Annotated in this window: 17 protein-coding genes; 3 read left to right on the top strand and 14 right to left on the bottom strand. The window is 69.3% G+C overall.

All coding sequences use genetic code 11. From position 1 onward, the window contains the following. Window positions 1-7: 7 nt before the first annotated feature. From hutH to ASF44_RS26240, 5 genes are all read right to left on the bottom strand, one after another. Window positions 8-1,561 carry a histidine ammonia-lyase gene (hutH, locus tag ASF44_RS26260; protein WP_056902223.1) on the bottom strand — a complete coding sequence of 518 codons (1,554 nt, stop codon included), beginning with the start codon at window positions 1,559-1,561 and terminating at the stop codon, window positions 8-10. A 134-nt stretch (window positions 1,562-1,695) separates the two neighbouring features. Next, a complete protein-coding gene (hutC, locus tag ASF44_RS26255; protein ID WP_082525059.1) occupies window positions 1,696-2,487 on the bottom strand; it encodes a histidine utilization repressor in 792 nt (263 codons plus the stop codon). A 1-nt stretch (window position 2,488) separates the two neighbouring features. After that, window positions 2,489-3,271 carry an ABC transporter ATP-binding protein gene (locus ASF44_RS26250; protein ID WP_056902222.1) on the bottom strand — a complete coding sequence of 261 codons (783 nt, stop codon included), beginning with the start codon at window positions 3,269-3,271 and terminating at the stop codon, window positions 2,489-2,491. Continuing rightward, window positions 3,268-4,119 carry an ABC transporter permease gene (locus ASF44_RS26245; protein WP_056902221.1) on the bottom strand — a complete coding sequence of 284 codons (852 nt, stop codon included), beginning with the start codon at window positions 4,117-4,119 and terminating at the stop codon, window positions 3,268-3,270. Before ASF44_RS26245 ends, ASF44_RS26250 begins: the two co-directional genes overlap by 4 nt. 3 nt (window positions 4,120-4,122) lie before the next feature. Continuing rightward, window positions 4,123-5,025, bottom strand: coding sequence for an ABC transporter substrate-binding protein (locus tag ASF44_RS26240; protein WP_369820964.1), 903 nt, complete (start codon window positions 5,023-5,025; stop codon window positions 4,123-4,125). 353 nt (window positions 5,026-5,378) lie between these two features. On the opposite strand from ASF44_RS26240, the gene ASF44_RS26235 reads away from it, so the two are divergent. Then, complete coding sequence (locus ASF44_RS26235) at window positions 5,379-5,603, top strand: DUF6364 family protein (RefSeq protein WP_056902334.1); 225 nt, start codon at window positions 5,379-5,381, stop codon at window positions 5,601-5,603. Between the two features lie 3 nt (window positions 5,604-5,606). Next, window positions 5,607-6,032, top strand: coding sequence for a PIN domain-containing protein (locus ASF44_RS26230; RefSeq protein ID WP_056902219.1), 426 nt, complete (start codon window positions 5,607-5,609; stop codon window positions 6,030-6,032). A gap of 1 nt (window position 6,033) precedes the next feature. On the opposite strand, the gene ASF44_RS26225 is transcribed toward ASF44_RS26230, so the two are convergent. The 9 genes from ASF44_RS26225 to ASF44_RS26185 all read right to left on the bottom strand — a co-directional run bounded on the left by ASF44_RS26225 (window position 6,034) and on the right by ASF44_RS26185 (window position 14,787). Beyond that, window positions 6,034-6,954, bottom strand: a complete 921-nt coding sequence (locus tag ASF44_RS26225) for a ribokinase (RefSeq protein ID WP_056902218.1) — start codon at window positions 6,952-6,954, stop codon at window positions 6,034-6,036. A 5-nt stretch (window positions 6,955-6,959) separates the two neighbouring features. Beyond that, window positions 6,960-7,877, bottom strand: a complete 918-nt coding sequence (locus ASF44_RS26220; protein WP_056902217.1) for a dihydrodipicolinate synthase family protein — start codon at window positions 7,875-7,877, stop codon at window positions 6,960-6,962. A gap of 24 nt (window positions 7,878-7,901) precedes the next feature. After that, window positions 7,902-8,774 (bottom strand): oxaloacetate decarboxylase, encoded by an 873-nt coding sequence (locus ASF44_RS26215; protein ID WP_056902216.1) that lies wholly within the window; start codon window positions 8,772-8,774, stop codon window positions 7,902-7,904. Between the two features lie 4 nt (window positions 8,775-8,778). Beyond that, window positions 8,779-9,567, bottom strand: coding sequence for an SDR family NAD(P)-dependent oxidoreductase (locus ASF44_RS26210; protein WP_082525058.1), 789 nt, complete (start codon window positions 9,565-9,567; stop codon window positions 8,779-8,781). Continuing rightward, window positions 9,564-10,352: an SDR family oxidoreductase gene (locus ASF44_RS26205; protein ID WP_056902214.1), complete on the bottom strand. Its 789-nt coding sequence runs from the start codon at window positions 10,350-10,352 to the stop codon at window positions 9,564-9,566. Before ASF44_RS26205 ends, ASF44_RS26210 begins: the two co-directional genes overlap by 4 nt. Before the next feature lie 157 nt (window positions 10,353-10,509). After that, the gene (locus tag ASF44_RS26200; RefSeq protein ID WP_056902333.1) at window positions 10,510-11,526 is read right to left on the bottom strand and encodes a TRAP transporter substrate-binding protein; all 1,017 of its coding nucleotides are present in this window, start codon (window positions 11,524-11,526) and stop codon (window positions 10,510-10,512) included. Between the two features lie 32 nt (window positions 11,527-11,558). Beyond that, entirely contained in the window at window positions 11,559-12,836 is a 1,278-nt protein-coding gene (locus ASF44_RS26195) for a TRAP transporter large permease (RefSeq protein WP_056902213.1), read from the bottom strand. Then, window positions 12,833-13,363: a TRAP transporter small permease gene (locus ASF44_RS26190; protein ID WP_056902212.1), complete on the bottom strand. Its 531-nt coding sequence runs from the start codon at window positions 13,361-13,363 to the stop codon at window positions 12,833-12,835. Before ASF44_RS26190 ends, ASF44_RS26195 begins: the two co-directional genes overlap by 4 nt. Further along, a complete protein-coding gene (locus ASF44_RS26185) occupies window positions 13,363-14,787 on the bottom strand; it encodes an FAD-binding oxidoreductase (protein WP_056902211.1) in 1,425 nt (474 codons plus the stop codon). The genes ASF44_RS26190 and ASF44_RS26185 overlap by 1 nt, the downstream gene beginning before the upstream one ends. A gap of 147 nt (window positions 14,788-14,934) precedes the next feature. Between ASF44_RS26185 and ASF44_RS26180 the strand changes: the two genes are divergently transcribed. After that, window positions 14,935-15,621 carry a GntR family transcriptional regulator gene (locus ASF44_RS26180; protein WP_056902210.1) on the top strand — a complete coding sequence of 229 codons (687 nt, stop codon included), beginning with the start codon at window positions 14,935-14,937 and terminating at the stop codon, window positions 15,619-15,621. The last annotated feature ends 8 nt before the right edge of the window (window positions 15,622-15,629 follow it).

Raw genomic sequence — 15,629 nt, 5'->3', positions numbered from 1 at the left:
GGGGTGTTCAGGCGTGGCTGGGCAGGATGGCGGTGACGGCGGCGGGCCAGGCGCGGCCCTGGGCACCCAGCGCCCATTGCCGCATGGATTCCACGTCGGGCGCAAGGTAGCGGTCGTGTTCGATGAAGCCCACGTGGGCGCGGATCGCGTCGAACTCGGCTTCCATCAAGGGGCTGCTTTTCAGTTGGTGCTTGAGCTCGATGCCCTGGCAGGCGGCCATGGCCTCGATGCCGACGACCACGGCCGTGTTGTCCACCATGTCGCCCAGGCGGCGCGCGGCGAAGGTGGCCATGGACACATGGTCCTCCTGGTTGGCCGAGGTGGGCAGGCTGTCCACGCTGGCCGGGTGGGCCAGCGACTTGTTCTCGGACGCGAGCGCGGCGGCCGTGACCTGGGCGATCATGAAGCCGGAGTTCACCCCACCATCGCGCACGAGGAAGGGCGGCAGGCCCGAGAGGCCCGAATCCAGCAGCAGCGCCATGCGGCGCTCGGAGATCGCGCCGACCTCGGCCACCGCGAGCGCGATGATGTCCGCCGCGAAGGCCACGGGCTCGGCGTGGAAGTTGCCGCCCGAGATGACCTCGCCCGTGTCGGTGAAGACCAGCGGGTTGTCGGACGCCGCATTGGCCTCGATCACGAGCACGCGCGATGCGTGGGCCAGGTTGTCCAGGCAGGCGCCCATGACCTGCGGGATGCAGCGGATCGAGTACGGGTCTTGCACGCGGCCGCAGTTGGCATGGCCGGGGATGATCTCGCTGCCTTCCAGCAGCGTGCGCACGGCGCCGGCCACCGCGATCTGGCCGGGCTGGCCACGCGCGGCATGGATGCGCGCGTCGAAGGGCTTGATCGAGCCCTGGATGGCCTCGAGCGACAGCGCGCCGGCCATGAGGCCTGCGGCGAACACGCTCTCGGCACCGAACAGGCCGGCCAGCGCCAGCGCGGTCGAGACCTGGGTGCCGTTGAGCAGCGCGAGGCCTTCCTTGGGGCCGAGCACGAAGGGCTCCAGGCCGATAGCGCGCATGGCCTCGGCACCGGGCACCACACGGCCGTCCGCGAGCTCGGCCTCGCCCTCTCCGATCAGCACGCAGGCCAGGTGTGCCAGCGGCGCGAGATCGCCCGAGGCGCCGACCGAACCCTTGGCCGGGATGCGCGGCAGCACGCCGGCGTTGAACAAGGCCAGCAGCGCATCGACGATCTCGGGCCGGATGCCCGAATGGCCGCGCGCCAAGCTCACGGCCTTGGCCGCCAGCACCAGCCGCACCACGCCGGCCGCCAGCGGCGCGCCCGTGCCGACCGCATGCGAGAGCACGAGGTTGCGCTGCAACTCGGCCAGGCGACCTGGCGGGATGACCGTCTGTGCAAGCTTGCCGAAGCCTGTGTTGATGCCGTAGACGACGGCGCCGGCGTCGAGGATGGATTGCACGGTGGCCTGCGCGGCCAGCAGGCCGGCGCGCGCGCCCTCGTCCAGCGCCAGCCGCACGCCCCCCGCGTGGATGCGGCGCAGTTGGGCCAGGCTCACAGCGCCAGGCGAAAGCGTCAAGGTGGTGGTTTCAGTGCTCATCGCATTTCCTGTCTATACAAGTAAGGGCGCAAAAAACTCATGCCAGGCACCTCCGTTGCGCTCCGGCCGTGCAACGGTTGCGCCGGTCGGTGCCCGGCGACATGCGCGCTGGCGTCGATCCCCGCTGCGTGCGCTCATGCCAGCCCCTGGTTGCCGTCGTTGCGCAAACGGCTGCCCAGGCGGTAACGGGACGCGGGATGCAGGCAGCGCACCAGCGTGATGGTCTGCCCGCGCGACCAGGTGCGGCGCGTGAGCAGCAAACAAGGCTCGGCCCGGTCCATGGCCAGGCGCTCGGCCTGCTCGGCCGTGGGCAGCACGGCGTCGACCAGGTGCTCGATCTGGTCGAACGGCACGTTGCGCACCAGGTATTCGCTGGGCGGCACGCTGGAGAAATCCTGTTCCAGGAAGGCCGGCACCAGGCGCGGGTTCACGTAGCGGTCTTCCAGTTGCACGGGCACGCCGTCTTCGAGGTGCAGGCAGACGCAGTGCACGAGCGATTCACCCATGCGCACGTCCATCCACACGGCCACGTCGGGCGAGGCGGCCACGCGCTCGGCGGCGATCAGCTGGAAGCCGTAGTCGTGGCCGCGGCCGCGGATCTCGCTCGCGATGTTGGCGATCTGCAGCAGCGTGGACTGCGGCTTGGCCTCGGCCACGAAGCTGCCCACGCCGGCCACCCGCACCACGCGGCCCTGGTCCATCAGTTCGCGCAGCGCGCGGTTGGCCGTCATGCGCGAGATGCCGAACTGCGCCACGAGCTCGTGCTCGGACGGCAGGCGGTGCCCGGCCGGCCACTCGCCGCTCTGGATGCGGCGCGTGATGTGCTCCTTGACCTGCTCGTACAGCGCCAGCGCGGGTGCGGCCTCGGAGCGTGCAACCCCGGAGCGTGCAGAGGCGTGGCGGGCGGTCGCGGAGCCGGACTTCATGTCAATGCTCGGCGGCGGCCATGGACTCGGCGCGGATCTCTTCGGTCAGCCGGGCCTTGAGGTCCATGAACGCAGGCGTGGTCTTGACGGTGTAGTGCCGCGGGTGCGGCAGGTCGACCGCGATCTCGCTCTTGATGCGGCCCGGCCGCGCGCTGAACACGGCGACGCGGCTGGCCATGAAGATGGCCTCGTCGATGTCGTGGGTGACGAACAGCACCGTCTTCTGCTCTGCCTCCCAGATGCCCAGCAGCAGCTCCTGCATGAGCACGCGGGTCTGGTTGTCGAGCGCGCCGAAGGGCTCGTCCATGAGCAGGATCTTGGGGTCGTTGGCCAGCGCGCGCGCAATCGCCGTGCGCTGCTGCATGCCGCCCGACAGCTGCTTGGGAAAGTGCTGCTCGAAGCCGCGCAGGCCGACCTTGGCGATGAAGTAGTCGGCACGCTCCTTCTGCTGCGCCTCGGGCAGGTTGCGCTCGCGCAGGCCGAAGCGGATGTTCTGCTCGATGTTGAGCCAGGGGAACAGCGTGTAGCTCTGGAAGACCATGCCGCGGTCGGCGCCGGGCCCTTCGATGGTCTGGCCGTCCAGCAGCACCTGGCCACTGGTCGGATAGTCCAGCCCCGCGACGATGCGCAGCAGCGTGGACTTGCCGCAGCCCGAAGGGCCGAGGATGGTCACGAAGTCGTTCTTGCGCACTTCGAAATCCACCGGCTGCAGGGCCTGGGTGGACTTGCCACCGGGGCTCGTGAAGGTGCGCGAGACGCCGCGGACAGACAGCTGGTTGCTCATAGGGAGGCCCAGGCGAACAGCTTCCTGTTGACCGCCTTGAAGATGAAGTCGGAGACCAGCCCGATCAGGCCGATCACGATGATGCCGAAGATGATCTGGCCGGTGTTCAGCAGCGCCTGGCTGTCGGTGATCATGTGGCCGATGCCAGAGGACGAGCCGATCAGCTCGGCCACGATCACATAGGTCCAGGCCCAGCCCAGCACCAGGCGCAACGTCTCGGCGATGCCGGGCGCGGCGCCCGGGATCAGCACGCGGCGCACGATGCCGCGGCTGTCGGCGCCCAGCGTGTAGGCGGCCTCCACGAGGTCCTTGCGCGCGCCGCCCACGGTCACGGCCACCATCAGGATGATCTGGAACACCGAGCCGATGAAGATCACCAGCAGCTTCTGCGTCTCGCCGATGCCGGCCCACAGGATCAAGAGCGGGATGAAGGCCGAGGCCGGCAGGTAGCGGCAGAACGAGACGAAGGGCTCCAGGAACGCCTCGACCGGCTTGTACGCGCCCATCGCGATGCCCAGCGGCACGGCGACCACGGCCGCCAGGATGAAGCCGCCCAGCACGCGCCAGACGGTCATGCCGATGTCGTGGATGAAGCCGTACTCGGTGAACAGCAGCCAGGCCTCCTGCACCATCGTGATGGGGCTGGCCAGGAAGGTGGGCGAGACGAAGCCGCCGAGCGTGAAGAACGCCCAGACGGCCACGAACAGCACGAAGAAGGCCAGGCCCAGCAGCCAGCGGGCCTGCGGGCTGACGGGCTCCAGCGGCACCATGCCGCGGCGCCGGCGCGCCGGGGCGGCCGTGGCCGCTGGCGCCGCCGAGGGAAGAACGCGGGTGGTGTCGCCGGCCATGGCTTACTTGATGTAGCTGGCGTCGTACATGGCCGACCAGTTGTCGGGCTGCTTGCGGATGACGCCGGCCTCTTGCAGGATCACCGCGGCTTCCTTCATGAAGGTCTCCAGCTCGCCCGCGAAGAACTTTTGGTTGGCCGCCTTGTCCTGCCAGCGCAGGAAGCCCGACGACTTGGCGAAGGCCTCGCCGGTCTGCTTGACGGCCGCGCCCATGATCTCGTTGGCCTTGGCGGTGTCGCTCTTGATCATGTCCAGCGCCTGGAAGTACGAATCGGCCAGCGCCTTGGCGGCCGTGCCGTTGGCCTTGAGCCAGTCGGGCGCGCAGCCCAGCGTGTCCTGGATGTGCGGGAACTCCAGCGTGGTCGCCAGGATCTTGCCGGCGGCGGGGTTGTCGCGCACGGTGGAGAGGTAGGGCTCGTAGGTCACGGCGGCGTCGTTCTGGCCCGTGACGAAGGACTGCGCCGCCGGCTGCGGCGCCAGCGTGACGGTCTTGACGTCCTTGATGTTCATGCCGTTCTTGCTGAGCAGCCAGGCCAGCGTGAAGTACGGCGCGGTGCCGGGCGCGTCCACGGCCACGGTCTTGCCCTTGAGGTCGGCGAAGGTCTTGATGTCGTTGCGCACGGCGATGCCGTCGGCGCCGTACGACTTGTCGAGCTGGAAGATCTGCACGATGGGAACGCCATTCGTGTTCCAGGCCACGTGCGTCTCCACCGTGGTGGCGGCGCACTGGATGGACTTGGAGGCCAGGGCCAGGTGGCGGTCCTTCTGCGGGATCATCTTGATCTCCACATCCAGGCCGTTCTTCTTGAAGATGCCGGCCTTGTCGGCCAGCGTCAGCGGCGCGAAGCCGGTCCAGCCGGACATGCCGATCACGACCTTGGTCTGGGCCGCAGCGCCCTGGGCCATGGCGGCCAGCGCGCCGGCAGCCAGCACAGTGGCAATCTTGGAGAAAACTGTCTTGGCCATGCGGCCCTCCTGGGTTGGGGTTGAACGCTTCGGAACGCTGGTGTCGCCGGCGCGCACCCCGGGGAAGGGCACGCGCCGCGCAGTCTCATTCGCTTGAGCAGACCTGTATATACAGAGTAACCCGTGAGTATCCCCAATCTGGGGCACGCTCCCGGGCCGGACTGGTGCGCGGTCACCGGGACGGTGCCCGCGCGGGCAGGGCTGCCGGCGAATACGGGGGTCTTTGCAGGGAGCGTGCCAGTCTTGAAACACATCAAACTTGCGCACATAATATGTGTGAATTGGAGGTCTCCATGAACATCACGCTTTCCGTTGATGAGCAGGTAGCGCAGCGCGCGCGCGAGGCTGCGCAGAAGATGGGCAAGAGCCTGAACCAGGCCGTGCGCGACTACCTGGAGCAGTTGGCCGGCAGCGCCCAGCGCGAGCAGCAATGGGCGCAATTCGAGCAGAGTTGCCTGAATGCCTCCACCCGGCTGGACGGCTGGCGCTTCGACCGCGACGAAGCCAACGCGCGCTGAGCCATGGCCGAGCGCGCCTTCATCGACACCAATGTCCTCGTCTATGCCGAGGCCAGCGACCTGCCCGCCAAGCAGCGCGCGGCGCTGGACCTCTTGAGGCAGCTGTATGAGCAGGCCAGCGGTGTGCTGTCCACGCAGGTCCTGCAGGAGTACTGCAACGTGGCCTTGAAGAAATTGCGCATGCCGGCGCAGCAGCTGCGCGCGCGGCTGGACCTGTACGAGCAGTTCGAGATCGTGCAGGTCACGCCCGTGATCGTGCGCGCCGGACTGGACCTGCACCAGACGCGCAGCCTGGGCTTCTACGACGCGCTGATCGTGGCCAGCGCGCAGACGGCCGGCTGCAATGTGCTGTTCAGCGAGGATCTGAACACTGGCGAGAAGATGGGGCCAGTGCGCATCGTCAATCCGTTCGCGGCCGGCCCCGCCTGAGTCAGCCCTGTCGGGCCAGCAACGCGTCCACCTGCGCTGCCGTCGGCATCCCGCCGATGGCGCCCTGCCCCGTCACCGACAGCGCCGCCGCCGCATTGGCGCGCTGCATGGCCTGCTCCAGTGGCAGGCCACGCGCGAGCGCCGCGGCCAGTGCGCCGTTGAAGGTGTCGCCGGCGCCGATGGTGTCGGCCACGGCGTCCATGCGCCAGCCCGGGATGGACAGCGCTGCGGCACCCGGGCGCCAGAGCCGGCAGCCGTCTGCGCCCAGCGTGGCCAGCACTGCCCCAACGCCGCAGGCCAGCAGGCGCTGCGCGCCCTGCTCCAGCGGCGCGTCGGGCGGCAGGTCGGCCAGGCTGCGCAGCTCGGTCTCGTTGGGCGTCAGCAGGTCGGTCAGGCCCAGCAGTTCGTCCGGCAGCGCGGCCGCCGGTGCGGGGTTCAGCAGCGTGGCCACGCCGGCCGCGCGCGCGATGCGGAAGGCGGCCAGCGTGGCGGCCTGCGGCACCTCGTTGGAGGCGATCACGATGCGGGCACCCGCGATCGTGGCCTGCGCGGCCTGCACCTGGGCCGCGCCCAGGCCGACGCCCGCGCCCGGCGCCACCGCGATGCTGTTGTCGCCGTCGTCGAACACGAGGATCTGCGCCACGCCGCTGCGTTCGCCCTCCACCTGCTCCACGTGCGTTGTCACGATGCCTTCGCGCGCCCACAGGTCCAGCCCCATGCGGCCGAAATCGTCACGGCCAATGCGCGCGACGACTGCGGTGCGCGCGCCCTGCCGCGCGCAGGCCACGGCCGCGTTCGAGCCCTTGCCGCCCGGGCTGATGTCGAAGGAGCGCGCCAGCACGGTCTCGCCGCGCGCCATGGGCCGCGCCACGCGCGACACCAGGTCGGCATTCCAGCTGGCGATGCAGACGACATCCACCATGGGGATCAGTCCTTGCTGCGGTCGAGCGCGAAGGCGGCCATCTGCGCGTCGATGCGCGCGAGTTCCGCATCGTCCAGCGCCACCAGCGGCGGCCGCACGCGGCGCCAGCCGGCGTCGCCGTCGAGGATGGCCATGATGGCCTTGAACGCCGCCGTCATGCCGTAGCCGCCCAGGATGTCCAGGAAGGCGCGCACGCGCTGCAAGTCGCGCTGCGCGGCGTCGTCGCCCTGCGCCAGCGCCAGGCGGCCGACCAGATGCGGCATCACGTTGGCGATGCCGCTGACCGCGCCCAGGCTGCCGCGCGCACCCATGGTGGGCAGGTCGGGCTCGTTGCCGACCCAGACCTGCATGCCGGGCATGAAGGCCTCGGCATAGGCGATGGAGTCGGCGCACGTGCAACCGCTGTCCTTCAGGCCGACGATGGTCTCGGGGTACAGCAGGCGCAACGTGGAGATGACCTGGTGCGACAGGCGCACGCCCGAGACCTGGGGGATGTGGTACAGCACCACGCGCAGGCGCGCGTTGGCCACGCCGTCGATCACGTAGCGGTAGGAATCGATGATGCCCTGGTCGGGCACGCCCTTCAGGAAGAACGGCGGCAGGATCAGGCAGCGCGTGGCGCCGACCGACAGCGCGTGGCGCGTCAGCTCCAGCGTGTCCGGCAGGGCCGCGCAGCTGGTCGAGACCAGGATCTGCTCGGCCGGCACGCCACCGGCGATCAGGCCTTCGAGTGCAGCGCGGCGCTCGGCCACCGTGAACGAGGGGCCCTCGCCCGTGGTGCCGAAGGGCGTGACGCCGGCACAGCCGCCGTCGATCAGCGCCTTGGCGTGCTGGGCGAACTTCGGGATGTCGATGCCGAGGTCGGCGTTCAGGGGCGTCAGCAGTGCGGGCCAGATGCCGGCATGGGAAACAGGGGTGCTCATGGGTTGACTTTCGGGTCGGTGGAATCAGGCCGAGCCGCCGAACTGTTCGTCCAGCTGCTGGTGGTGCGGCAGGCCGACGGTGTCGGCGAAGGCGGCGTAGGACAGGCCGGGCTGCGCCAGCGCGCCCGGCGTGCCGCCCGCGTGCAGGGCGGCCAGCGACTCCTGCACGGCACGCGCAGCGCTGAACAGGGCCGTGACGGCGTAGAACACGATGGAAAAGCCCATCGCCTGCAGCTCGGGCGCCGTCAAGGCCACGGCCGGCGTGCCGTCGACGATGGAGACGACCTTGGGGCCGGCCACGCGGCGCGCCACGGCCTCGACCTCGGCCACGGTCTTGATGCCGTCCACGAACACGAGGTCCACGCCCGCGTCCCGGTAGCGCTGGGCGCGCGACACCGCTTCGTCGATGCCGGCGGCCGGCAGCGCGTCGGTGCGGCCGATGACGAGCAGACCATCCTGGCCGCGCGCCTGCACGGCGCAACGCAGCCGGCGCGCGTTCTCGGCCGCGTCGATCAGGCGGATGCCGGCCATCTGGCCGCAGCGCTTGGGCGCCACCTGGTCCTCCAGGTGGATCGCCGCGACGCCGGCCTGCACGTATTCGCGCACCGTGCGCTCGATGTTGGACGGGCCGCCGTAGCCGGTGTCGGCATCGGCGATCACGGGGATGCCGACGGCGCGCACCATGTCGCGCGCATGCGTGGTCATCTCGGTCTGCGTGAGCAGGCCGATGTCGGGCTGGCCCAACCGCGTGGCCGTGGCGCCGAAGCCGGTCATGTAGATCGCGGGAAAGCCCGCGCGCTCGACCAGGCGGGCGCTCAGGCCGTCGTAGGCGCCGGGCGCCTGGACGATGGTGCCGCTGGCGAGCAGGCTTTTCAGGGAGATTGCAGGGTGGGTCATCGGTTCAATTCATCATCAGGCCGCCATCGACATTGATGGCCTGGCCCGTCATGTAATCCGATTCTGGCGCTGCGAGGAAGGTGGCCACATCCGCCACGTCCTCGGGCCGCTGCGGGCGCCCCATCGGAATGCCGGCGATGCGCTGCTGCCAGATCTGGCCTTCGCCCAGGCCTTGCAGCGCGCCCCAGTCGCGGTCCATGCCACGCCACATCTCGCTCTCGACCAGGCCCGGGCAGATCGCGTTGACGGTGACCTGCGGCGCGAACGCGATGGCGGCCGACTGCGTGAGGCTCAGCACCGCGGCCTTGCTCGCGCGGTAGTGCGGGATCACGGAGGCGATAGGCCCGGCGCCCGGTCGCCCGGCGATGGACGCCATCGTGACGATCTTGCCGCGCGGCCGCCCCTCGGCCAGCGGCGCTTGCTGCAGCATCTGGCGCGCCGCGGCCTGCAGGCTCAGGAAGCAACCCTTGACGTTGACGCCCAGCATGCGGTCCCAGTCCGCGCCTTCCAGCTCCAGCAGGGGCTTGAGCTGCATGATGCCGGCATTGCAGACCATCACGTCGAGCCGACCGTGCGCGGCCACGGCCTGCTCGACGAGATGGCGGCATTGCGCCGCATCGGTCACGTCGGCCGGCACGCCCAGGGCGCCGATCTCTTCGGCAGCACGCTGGCAGCGCGCGGCATCGATGTCGGAAATCACGACGCGCGCGCCGCGCCCGGCGAACTTGCGCGCCACGGCCAGGCCGATGCCCTGGCCCGAGCCGGTGACGGCCACCACCAAGGCTGCTGTCATGCGGCGGGCTTCTTGCGGACCAGCGGCTGGTCCTGCACGTAGGTGCGGTTCCACACCGGCGAGATCACCAGTTCGTTCACGCACACATGCGCGGGCGCCTCGGCGATGAAGCGGATGGTGCGGCCCAGGTCGGCCTCCTGCAGCATGCGGGCCTTGTCGGCCTCGGTCGGCTGCACCGGCCGCTTCTTGAGGATGGGCGTGGCCACCTCGCCCGGGCACAGCGACGTGGCGCGCAAGCCGTTCACGCACTCCTCGATGTTGAAGGAATGCGTCAGCGCCATCATCGCGGCCTTGCTCGAGGTGTAGGCCGGCCCGGTCATGTACTCGTAGTGGAAGCCCGCGAACGAGGCCACGTTGATGACCGTGCCCTGCCCGCGCGCGCGCATGCCCTTGACGACGGCCAGCGTGCAGTAGGTGGCGCCGTTCAGGTTGATGCCCACCACGTCGGCGAAGGTCTCGGCGTCGGTGTCGCACCAGTAGCGCTTGGGATAGTTGAGCCCCGCGCTGTTGACGAGGATGTCGACCCGTCCGAACTCGGCCTGGATCGCGTCCGCCACGGCGTTGACGGCCTTCGCGTCGGCCACGTTCAGCGGCTTGGCCGTGATGCTGCCAACGGGCGCGCCGCGCCCTTCAGCCTCGGCGATGGCGGCGTCGAGCTTGGCCGCGTCGCGGCCCGAGACCACGACGCGCGCACCGGCCTTGGCCAGGTCCACAGCACCGGCCAGGCCGATGCCGCTGCCGCCGCCGGTGACCCAGGCGACCTGTCCTTCGAGCAAACCGCTCATTTGCACCCCCTTCGGCCTGCGGCCTGTCCCCCCGAGGGGCAGCGAGCTTGCTTGGGGCGGCCCGGCGCGGCGCATGTGGCCCCCACGCTCCCCGCTGCGCGTGGTTCGCTGCCCCCCAAGGGGGAGCGAGCTTGCTTGGGGCGGCCCGGCGCGGCGCTCATTGCCCGCGGATCCGCTTGAGTTCATCGGTCACCAGCGCGATCGGCTCCTCGCCGATGGCCTTGGCGTGGCGCTCGTAGATGACCTTGGTCTTCTCGCGGATGCGCGCGGTCTCGGCCGGGCTGATCTCGTTCACTGCCATGCCCTTGCTGCGCAGGTTGTCCACGCTCTTGGCCTCCATGGCGCGGTTGGCCTTGCGCTGCTCGGCGCGGCCGACCACGGCGCATTCCTTGAGCGCGGCGTGCTCCTGCTCCGACAGGCCGTCCCACACCTTCTTGGAGAACAGCACCAGCGTGGGGCTGTAGGCGTGCTTGGACAGCGTGAGGTACTTCTGCACCTCGTAGAACTTCATGTTCTCGATGTTGGTGAACGGGTTCTCCTGGCCGTCGACCGTGCGCGTCTCCAGCGCAGAGTAGACCTCGGTGAAGGCCATGGGCACGGCGTTGCTGCCCAGGGTCTTGAAGGTGTCCAGGTAGACGTTGTTCTGCATCACGCGCATCTTCACGCCGTCGAAGTCCTCGAACTTCGTGATCGGGCGCTTGGAGTTGGTGGTGTGGCGAAAGCCGTTCTCCCACCAGGCCAGGTTGACCAGGCCCACGGCCGGCAGCTTGGCCGAGAACCAGTCGCCCACCTTGCCGTCCAGCAGCTGGTCGGCCTCGGCCGCTGTGTTGAACAGGAACGGCAGGTCGAACACGCCCAGCGCCGGCACGATGGACACCACCGGTGCGGTGGACGTCAGCACCATGTCGATGGAGCCGGTGCGCACGCTCTGCGTGCTGGTCAGGTCGCTGCCCAGCGACCCATCCCAGAAGGCCTGGATCTTCATCTTGCCGCCGGACTTCTCCAGCGTACAGGCGCCCATGGCCGCCAGGCCGTTGGCCATGGGGTGGTCCTTGCTCACGCCGTTGGAGACGCGGAAGTTGCGGTTCTGGAACTGGGCGCTAGCGGTGCCGGCGGCCAAGGCCAGGGTGGCGGCGGCCATGGCGGTCAGGGCGACGCGGGAAAGTTTCTTCATGGTCATGTCTCCGGAAGGGAAGAGAAAGGGAATCAGCTCAGCCAGCGCAGTGGGACGAGCACGAGGTCGGGGAACAGCACGAGCAGGAACAGCACGATGAGTTCGGCCCACAGGAAGGGCCACAGCCCACTCATGAGGTCCTTCATCGAGATCTTGGCCACGCCGCACATCACGTTGAGCACGATGCCCACGGGCGGCGTGATCAGGCCGATGGCGTTGTTCATGATGAACAGCACGCCGAAGTACACCGGGTCGATGCCGGCCTCCTTGACCACGGGCATCAGCACCGGGGTCAGGATCATCAGCGTGGGCGCGAAGTCCAGCGCCGTGCCGACGATGACCACGATGAACATGATCACGAACATCAGCACGATCTTGTTGAACATGAAGGGCTGCAGCATGGCCGAGACCTGTTGCGGCACTTCCGACGTGGTGATGAGCCAGGCCGAGACCAGCGCCGCGGCGATCAGGAACACCACCACGGCCGTGCTCTTGGCCGCGGACACGAGCAGCGGGTAGAGCTGGCGCAGCGGCAGTTCGCGGTAGACGAAGGCGCCCAGCACGAAGGCGTAGACGCAGGCCACCACGCCGGCCTCGGTCGGCGTGAACACGCCGAACTTCAGGCCGCCGATGATGCCCAGCGGCATCAGCAGTGCCCACACGCCTTCGACCGCGGCACGGCCGCGCTCGGCCATGCTCTGGCGCGGCAGCACGGACACGTTGTCGCGGCGTGCCACCCACTGCCAGGCCACCAGCAGCGACAGGCCCATCATGAGGCCCGGCACGATGCCGGCCAGGAACAGCTTGCCGATCGAGACGTTGGCGATCACGCCGAATACGATCAGGCCGATGGACGGCGGCAGCACGGGTGCGATCACGCCGCCGGCGGCGATCAGGCCGGCGGCGCGCGGCACGTTGTAGCCGGCCCTGCGCATCATCGGGATCAGCAGCGCGCCGATGGCGGCCGCGTCGGCCGCGGCACTGCCCGAGATCGCGGCCATCATGACCGAGGCGAAGATCGCCACGATGCCCAGGCCACCGCGCATGTGGCCGACCCAGGCCAGCGCGAAATTCACGATGCGCTTGGAAATGCCGCCCGCGTTCATGAGCTCGCCGGCCAGCATGAAGAACGGGATCGCCAGCAGCGGAAAGCTGTCGGCCCCCTCGATGAGCTTTTGCGACAGGATGGTGGTGTCGATCTGGCCCTGGGCGACCATCAGCGCGGCGCCGCAGACCAAGAGCGCGAACGCGATCGGCAGGCCCAGCATCATGGCGCCGAGCAGGGAGAAGGCGAAGACGGCGATGGTCATGACCGGGCCTCCACGGGGGTGGTCGGGTGCAGGTTCTCTTCGCTCTCGCTGATGGAGACGAGTTCGTCGTCGGTGATGCGGCCGGTGGCGATGCGCCACAGCGTGCGCAGCGCCATGATGCCGATGGCACCCGCTGTCAGATAGGCCACGCCGAACACCCAGATCATCGACAGGCCGGTGACCGGCGCAGACGTGGTGGCGTTGATCTCGTGTTGCACCCAGGTGCCCCGGAACAGCATCGCGCAGCACATCAGCGTCAGGCCCTGGCACAGCGCCAGGCAGACCAGCTTACCCCGGCGCGAGAGCTTGCTGACGAAGTTGTCCATGCCCAGGTGCGCGCCCTCGCGCATCGCGATGATGGCGCCGATGAAGGTCAGCCAGATGAAGAAGAAGCGCGACAACTCCTCCGACACCTGGATGCCCGAGTTGAACGCGTAGCGCAGCAGCACGTTGCCGAAGACCATGAGCACCATGCCCAGCAGCAATGCTGCCAGCACGGCCTCGATGCATTTGAAGAGCCGGTCCATCAGATCACCTTGCCGGGGTTCAGCAGGCCTTGCGGGTCCAGCGCTGCCTTCAGCGTGCGCATCAGGGCGATCTCTTCCGGGCTGCGCGCGTACGACAGGTAAGGCTTCTTGGCCGTGCCGATGCCGTGCTCGGCCGAGATGCTGCCCTTGAAGTCGCGCACGGTGCTGTAGATCACCTCGTCCATGCGCTTCTTGGGCTGCTCCTCGATGGACAGGCCGGGGACCCAGGCCACCAGGTGCACGTTGCCGTCGCCGATGTGGCCGTAGTAGACGCTCTCGCAACCCGGGATCTGCGCCAGCAGCGCGGCCTTGCATTGGGCGGCGAAGGCGTCCATGTCGCGCACGGCGAGCGCCACGTCGTACGAGACGTGAGGGCCCAGGGCCTGGAAGAACTCCGAGCAGGCATCGCGCAGCGCCCAGAACGACTGCGTGTCGGCCACCGACTGGGCCAGCGCCGCGTCGGCCAGGCCGCCACTGTCGGCGAACTGCTCCAGCCAGGCCGCGAAGCGCGGGCCGTCCACGGCCTCGTCCGTGCCCTGGGCTTCGACCAGCACGTAGAAGCCGTGGTCTCCGGTGACGGGCGGGCGCACGCCCACGCGCTTGGTGACGACCTCCCAGTAGTCGGGCCACATGACCTCGAAGGCCGACAGCAGCGGACCCAGGCCGCGCCGCGAGGCGTTCAGCAGGCGCACGACCGACGGATAGTCGGGCAGCGCGCACAGGGCCGACATGGTGCAGCCCGGCTGCGGGTGCAGCTTGAGCACGATGCGCGTGATGATCCCGAGCGTGCCTTCGCTGCCGATGAACAACTGCTTGAGGTCGTAACCCGCGTTGTTCTTCATCATCTTGTTCAGGCTGGTGACGATGGTGCCGTCGGGCAGCACCCATTCCAGCCCCAGCACCAGTTCGCGTGCCATGCCGTAGCGGATCACGCGGTTGCCGCCGGCGTTGGTCGACAGGTTGCCGCCGATGGCGCAGGAGCCGCGCGAGCCCAGGTCCAGCGCGAAGTACAGGCCGGCGTCGCTGGCGGCGCGCTGCACGGCCTCCAGCGGCGTGCCGGCACGCACGGTCATGGTGGAACTGTCGGGGTCGATCTCTTCCACGCCCACCAGGCGCTCCAGCGACAGCGCGACCCAGCCGTCCTCGGGCCGTGCGCCACCGCACAGGCCGGTCAGGCCGCCCTGGGGAACGACGGGCAGGCGGGCCGCGCGGCAGGCGCGCAGCGCGGCCGAGACGCCGGCCGCGTCCACCGGGCGGATGACCGCCAGCGGGTGGGTGGGCGGCTGCGTGCTCCAGTCGTTGCGGTTGCGTTCGGGCACGTCGGCGCCGATCAGCACCGCGGCCGCGCCCAGCTGCTCACGCAGCGTGGAAAGCACTTCGATGGCGCGGGCCGCGTCTGCGCCCGCCGGTGTGGTCGTGTTCATGGCCGGCGAGTATCCTTGTATGTAAGGTACTGAAGCACTAGTACAAACACGGATGGCAGAATGCGCTGCCCTGCGCGGGAAATTGCCCAGTTCTGCGAGACTCAGGCGCCCCTTGCCGTGAAGGTGCACCCACCAGGAGACCGCGCCGTGAGCGCACCCAGTTTCAAGATCGAAGCCCCCCGTTCGCTGGCGACCCAGGTCGCGCAGCGGCTGCGCGAAGCCATCGTCGACGGCCAGTTCGCGCTGGGCGAGATGATTCCGGAGGAGCAGCTCGCCACCTCGTTCGGCGTGAGCCGCACGCCCGTGCGCGAGGCCCTGAACCAGCTGCAGCTGCTGGGCCTGGTGGCGGTCAAGCCGCAGCGCGGCAGCTACGTGTTCGAGGCGACCGAGGCCGACGTGGAAGCCCTGTGCGAGTTCCGCAGCCTGATCGAGCCACGCGCGGCCGAGCTCGCATTCCGCCATGCGCGCGAGGACACCATCGCCGAGATCAAGGCCGCCGTCGCCGAGATGGCCGCGGCCCGCAAGAGCAAGGACGGCGTGCGCTACAGCCGCGCCGACACGCGGCTGCACGAGGCCTTCGTCCTGCACTGCGGCAACAGCTACCTGCAGGCGGCCTACGCCACCGCCGGCGCCAAGATCGCCGCGCTGCGCACGCACCTGTCGGCCCCGGCCGACGTGCTGCGCCCGGCCGGCTACGAGCAGCACCAGCAGCTGCTGGCCTACTTCAGCGATGGCGACTTCGCGGCCTTCGACGCACTCATGCGCGTGCACGTGTCCGGCACGCGCGAAAGCTACGTGGCCAGCCTGAAGGCGCGCCGCGCCGCCGCAGCCTGAGACCGGCC

Origin of the sequence: Pseudorhodoferax sp. Leaf274, from assembly GCF_001422445.1 — a bacterium.
Taxonomy (GTDB): domain Bacteria; phylum Pseudomonadota; class Gammaproteobacteria; order Burkholderiales; family Burkholderiaceae_C; genus Pseudorhodoferax.
The sequence above is the reverse complement of the archived record's forward strand: the minus strand, read 5'-3'. Positions and strand labels throughout refer to the sequence as shown.

Bases quoted from the DNA above. Each gene is read 5' to 3' on its own strand.
- ASF44_RS26250 (WP_056902222.1), bottom strand. From the start codon at position 3,271: ATGAGCAACCAGCTGTCTGTCCGCGGCGTCTCGCGCACCTTCACGAGC.
- ASF44_RS26195 (WP_056902213.1), bottom strand. From the start codon at position 12,836: ATGACCATCGCCGTCTTCGCCTTCTCCCTGCTCGGCGCCATGATGCTG.
- ASF44_RS26215 (WP_056902216.1), bottom strand. From the start codon at position 8,774: ATGACCCACCCTGCAATCTCCCTGAAAAGCCTGCTCGCCAGCGGCACC.
- hutH (WP_056902223.1), bottom strand. From the start codon at position 1,561: ATGAGCACTGAAACCACCACCTTGACGCTTTCGCCTGGCGCTGTGAGC.
- ASF44_RS26205 (WP_056902214.1), bottom strand. From the start codon at position 10,352: ATGAGCGGTTTGCTCGAAGGACAGGTCGCCTGGGTCACCGGCGGCGGC.
- ASF44_RS26220 (WP_056902217.1), bottom strand. From the start codon at position 7,877: ATGAGCACCCCTGTTTCCCATGCCGGCATCTGGCCCGCACTGCTGACG.
- ASF44_RS26235 (WP_056902334.1), top strand. From the start codon at position 5,379: ATGAACATCACGCTTTCCGTTGATGAGCAGGTAGCGCAGCGCGCGCGC.
- ASF44_RS26210 (WP_082525058.1), bottom strand. From the start codon at position 9,567: ATGACAGCAGCCTTGGTGGTGGCCGTCACCGGCTCGGGCCAGGGCATC.
- ASF44_RS26230 (WP_056902219.1), top strand. From the start codon at position 5,607: ATGGCCGAGCGCGCCTTCATCGACACCAATGTCCTCGTCTATGCCGAG.
- ASF44_RS26200 (WP_056902333.1), bottom strand. From the start codon at position 11,526: ATGAAGAAACTTTCCCGCGTCGCCCTGACCGCCATGGCCGCCGCCACC.
- hutC (WP_082525059.1), bottom strand. From the start codon at position 2,487: ATGAAGTCCGGCTCCGCGACCGCCCGCCACGCCTCTGCACGCTCCGGG.
- ASF44_RS26225 (WP_056902218.1), bottom strand. From the start codon at position 6,954: ATGGTGGATGTCGTCTGCATCGCCAGCTGGAATGCCGACCTGGTGTCG.
- ASF44_RS26240 (WP_369820964.1), bottom strand. From the start codon at position 5,025: ATGGCCCAGGGCGCTGCGGCCCAGACCAAGGTCGTGATCGGCATGTCC.
- ASF44_RS26245 (WP_056902221.1), bottom strand. From the start codon at position 4,119: ATGGCCGGCGACACCACCCGCGTTCTTCCCTCGGCGGCGCCAGCGGCC.
- ASF44_RS26185 (WP_056902211.1), bottom strand. From the start codon at position 14,787: ATGAACACGACCACACCGGCGGGCGCAGACGCGGCCCGCGCCATCGAA.
- ASF44_RS26190 (WP_056902212.1), bottom strand. From the start codon at position 13,363: ATGGACCGGCTCTTCAAATGCATCGAGGCCGTGCTGGCAGCATTGCTG.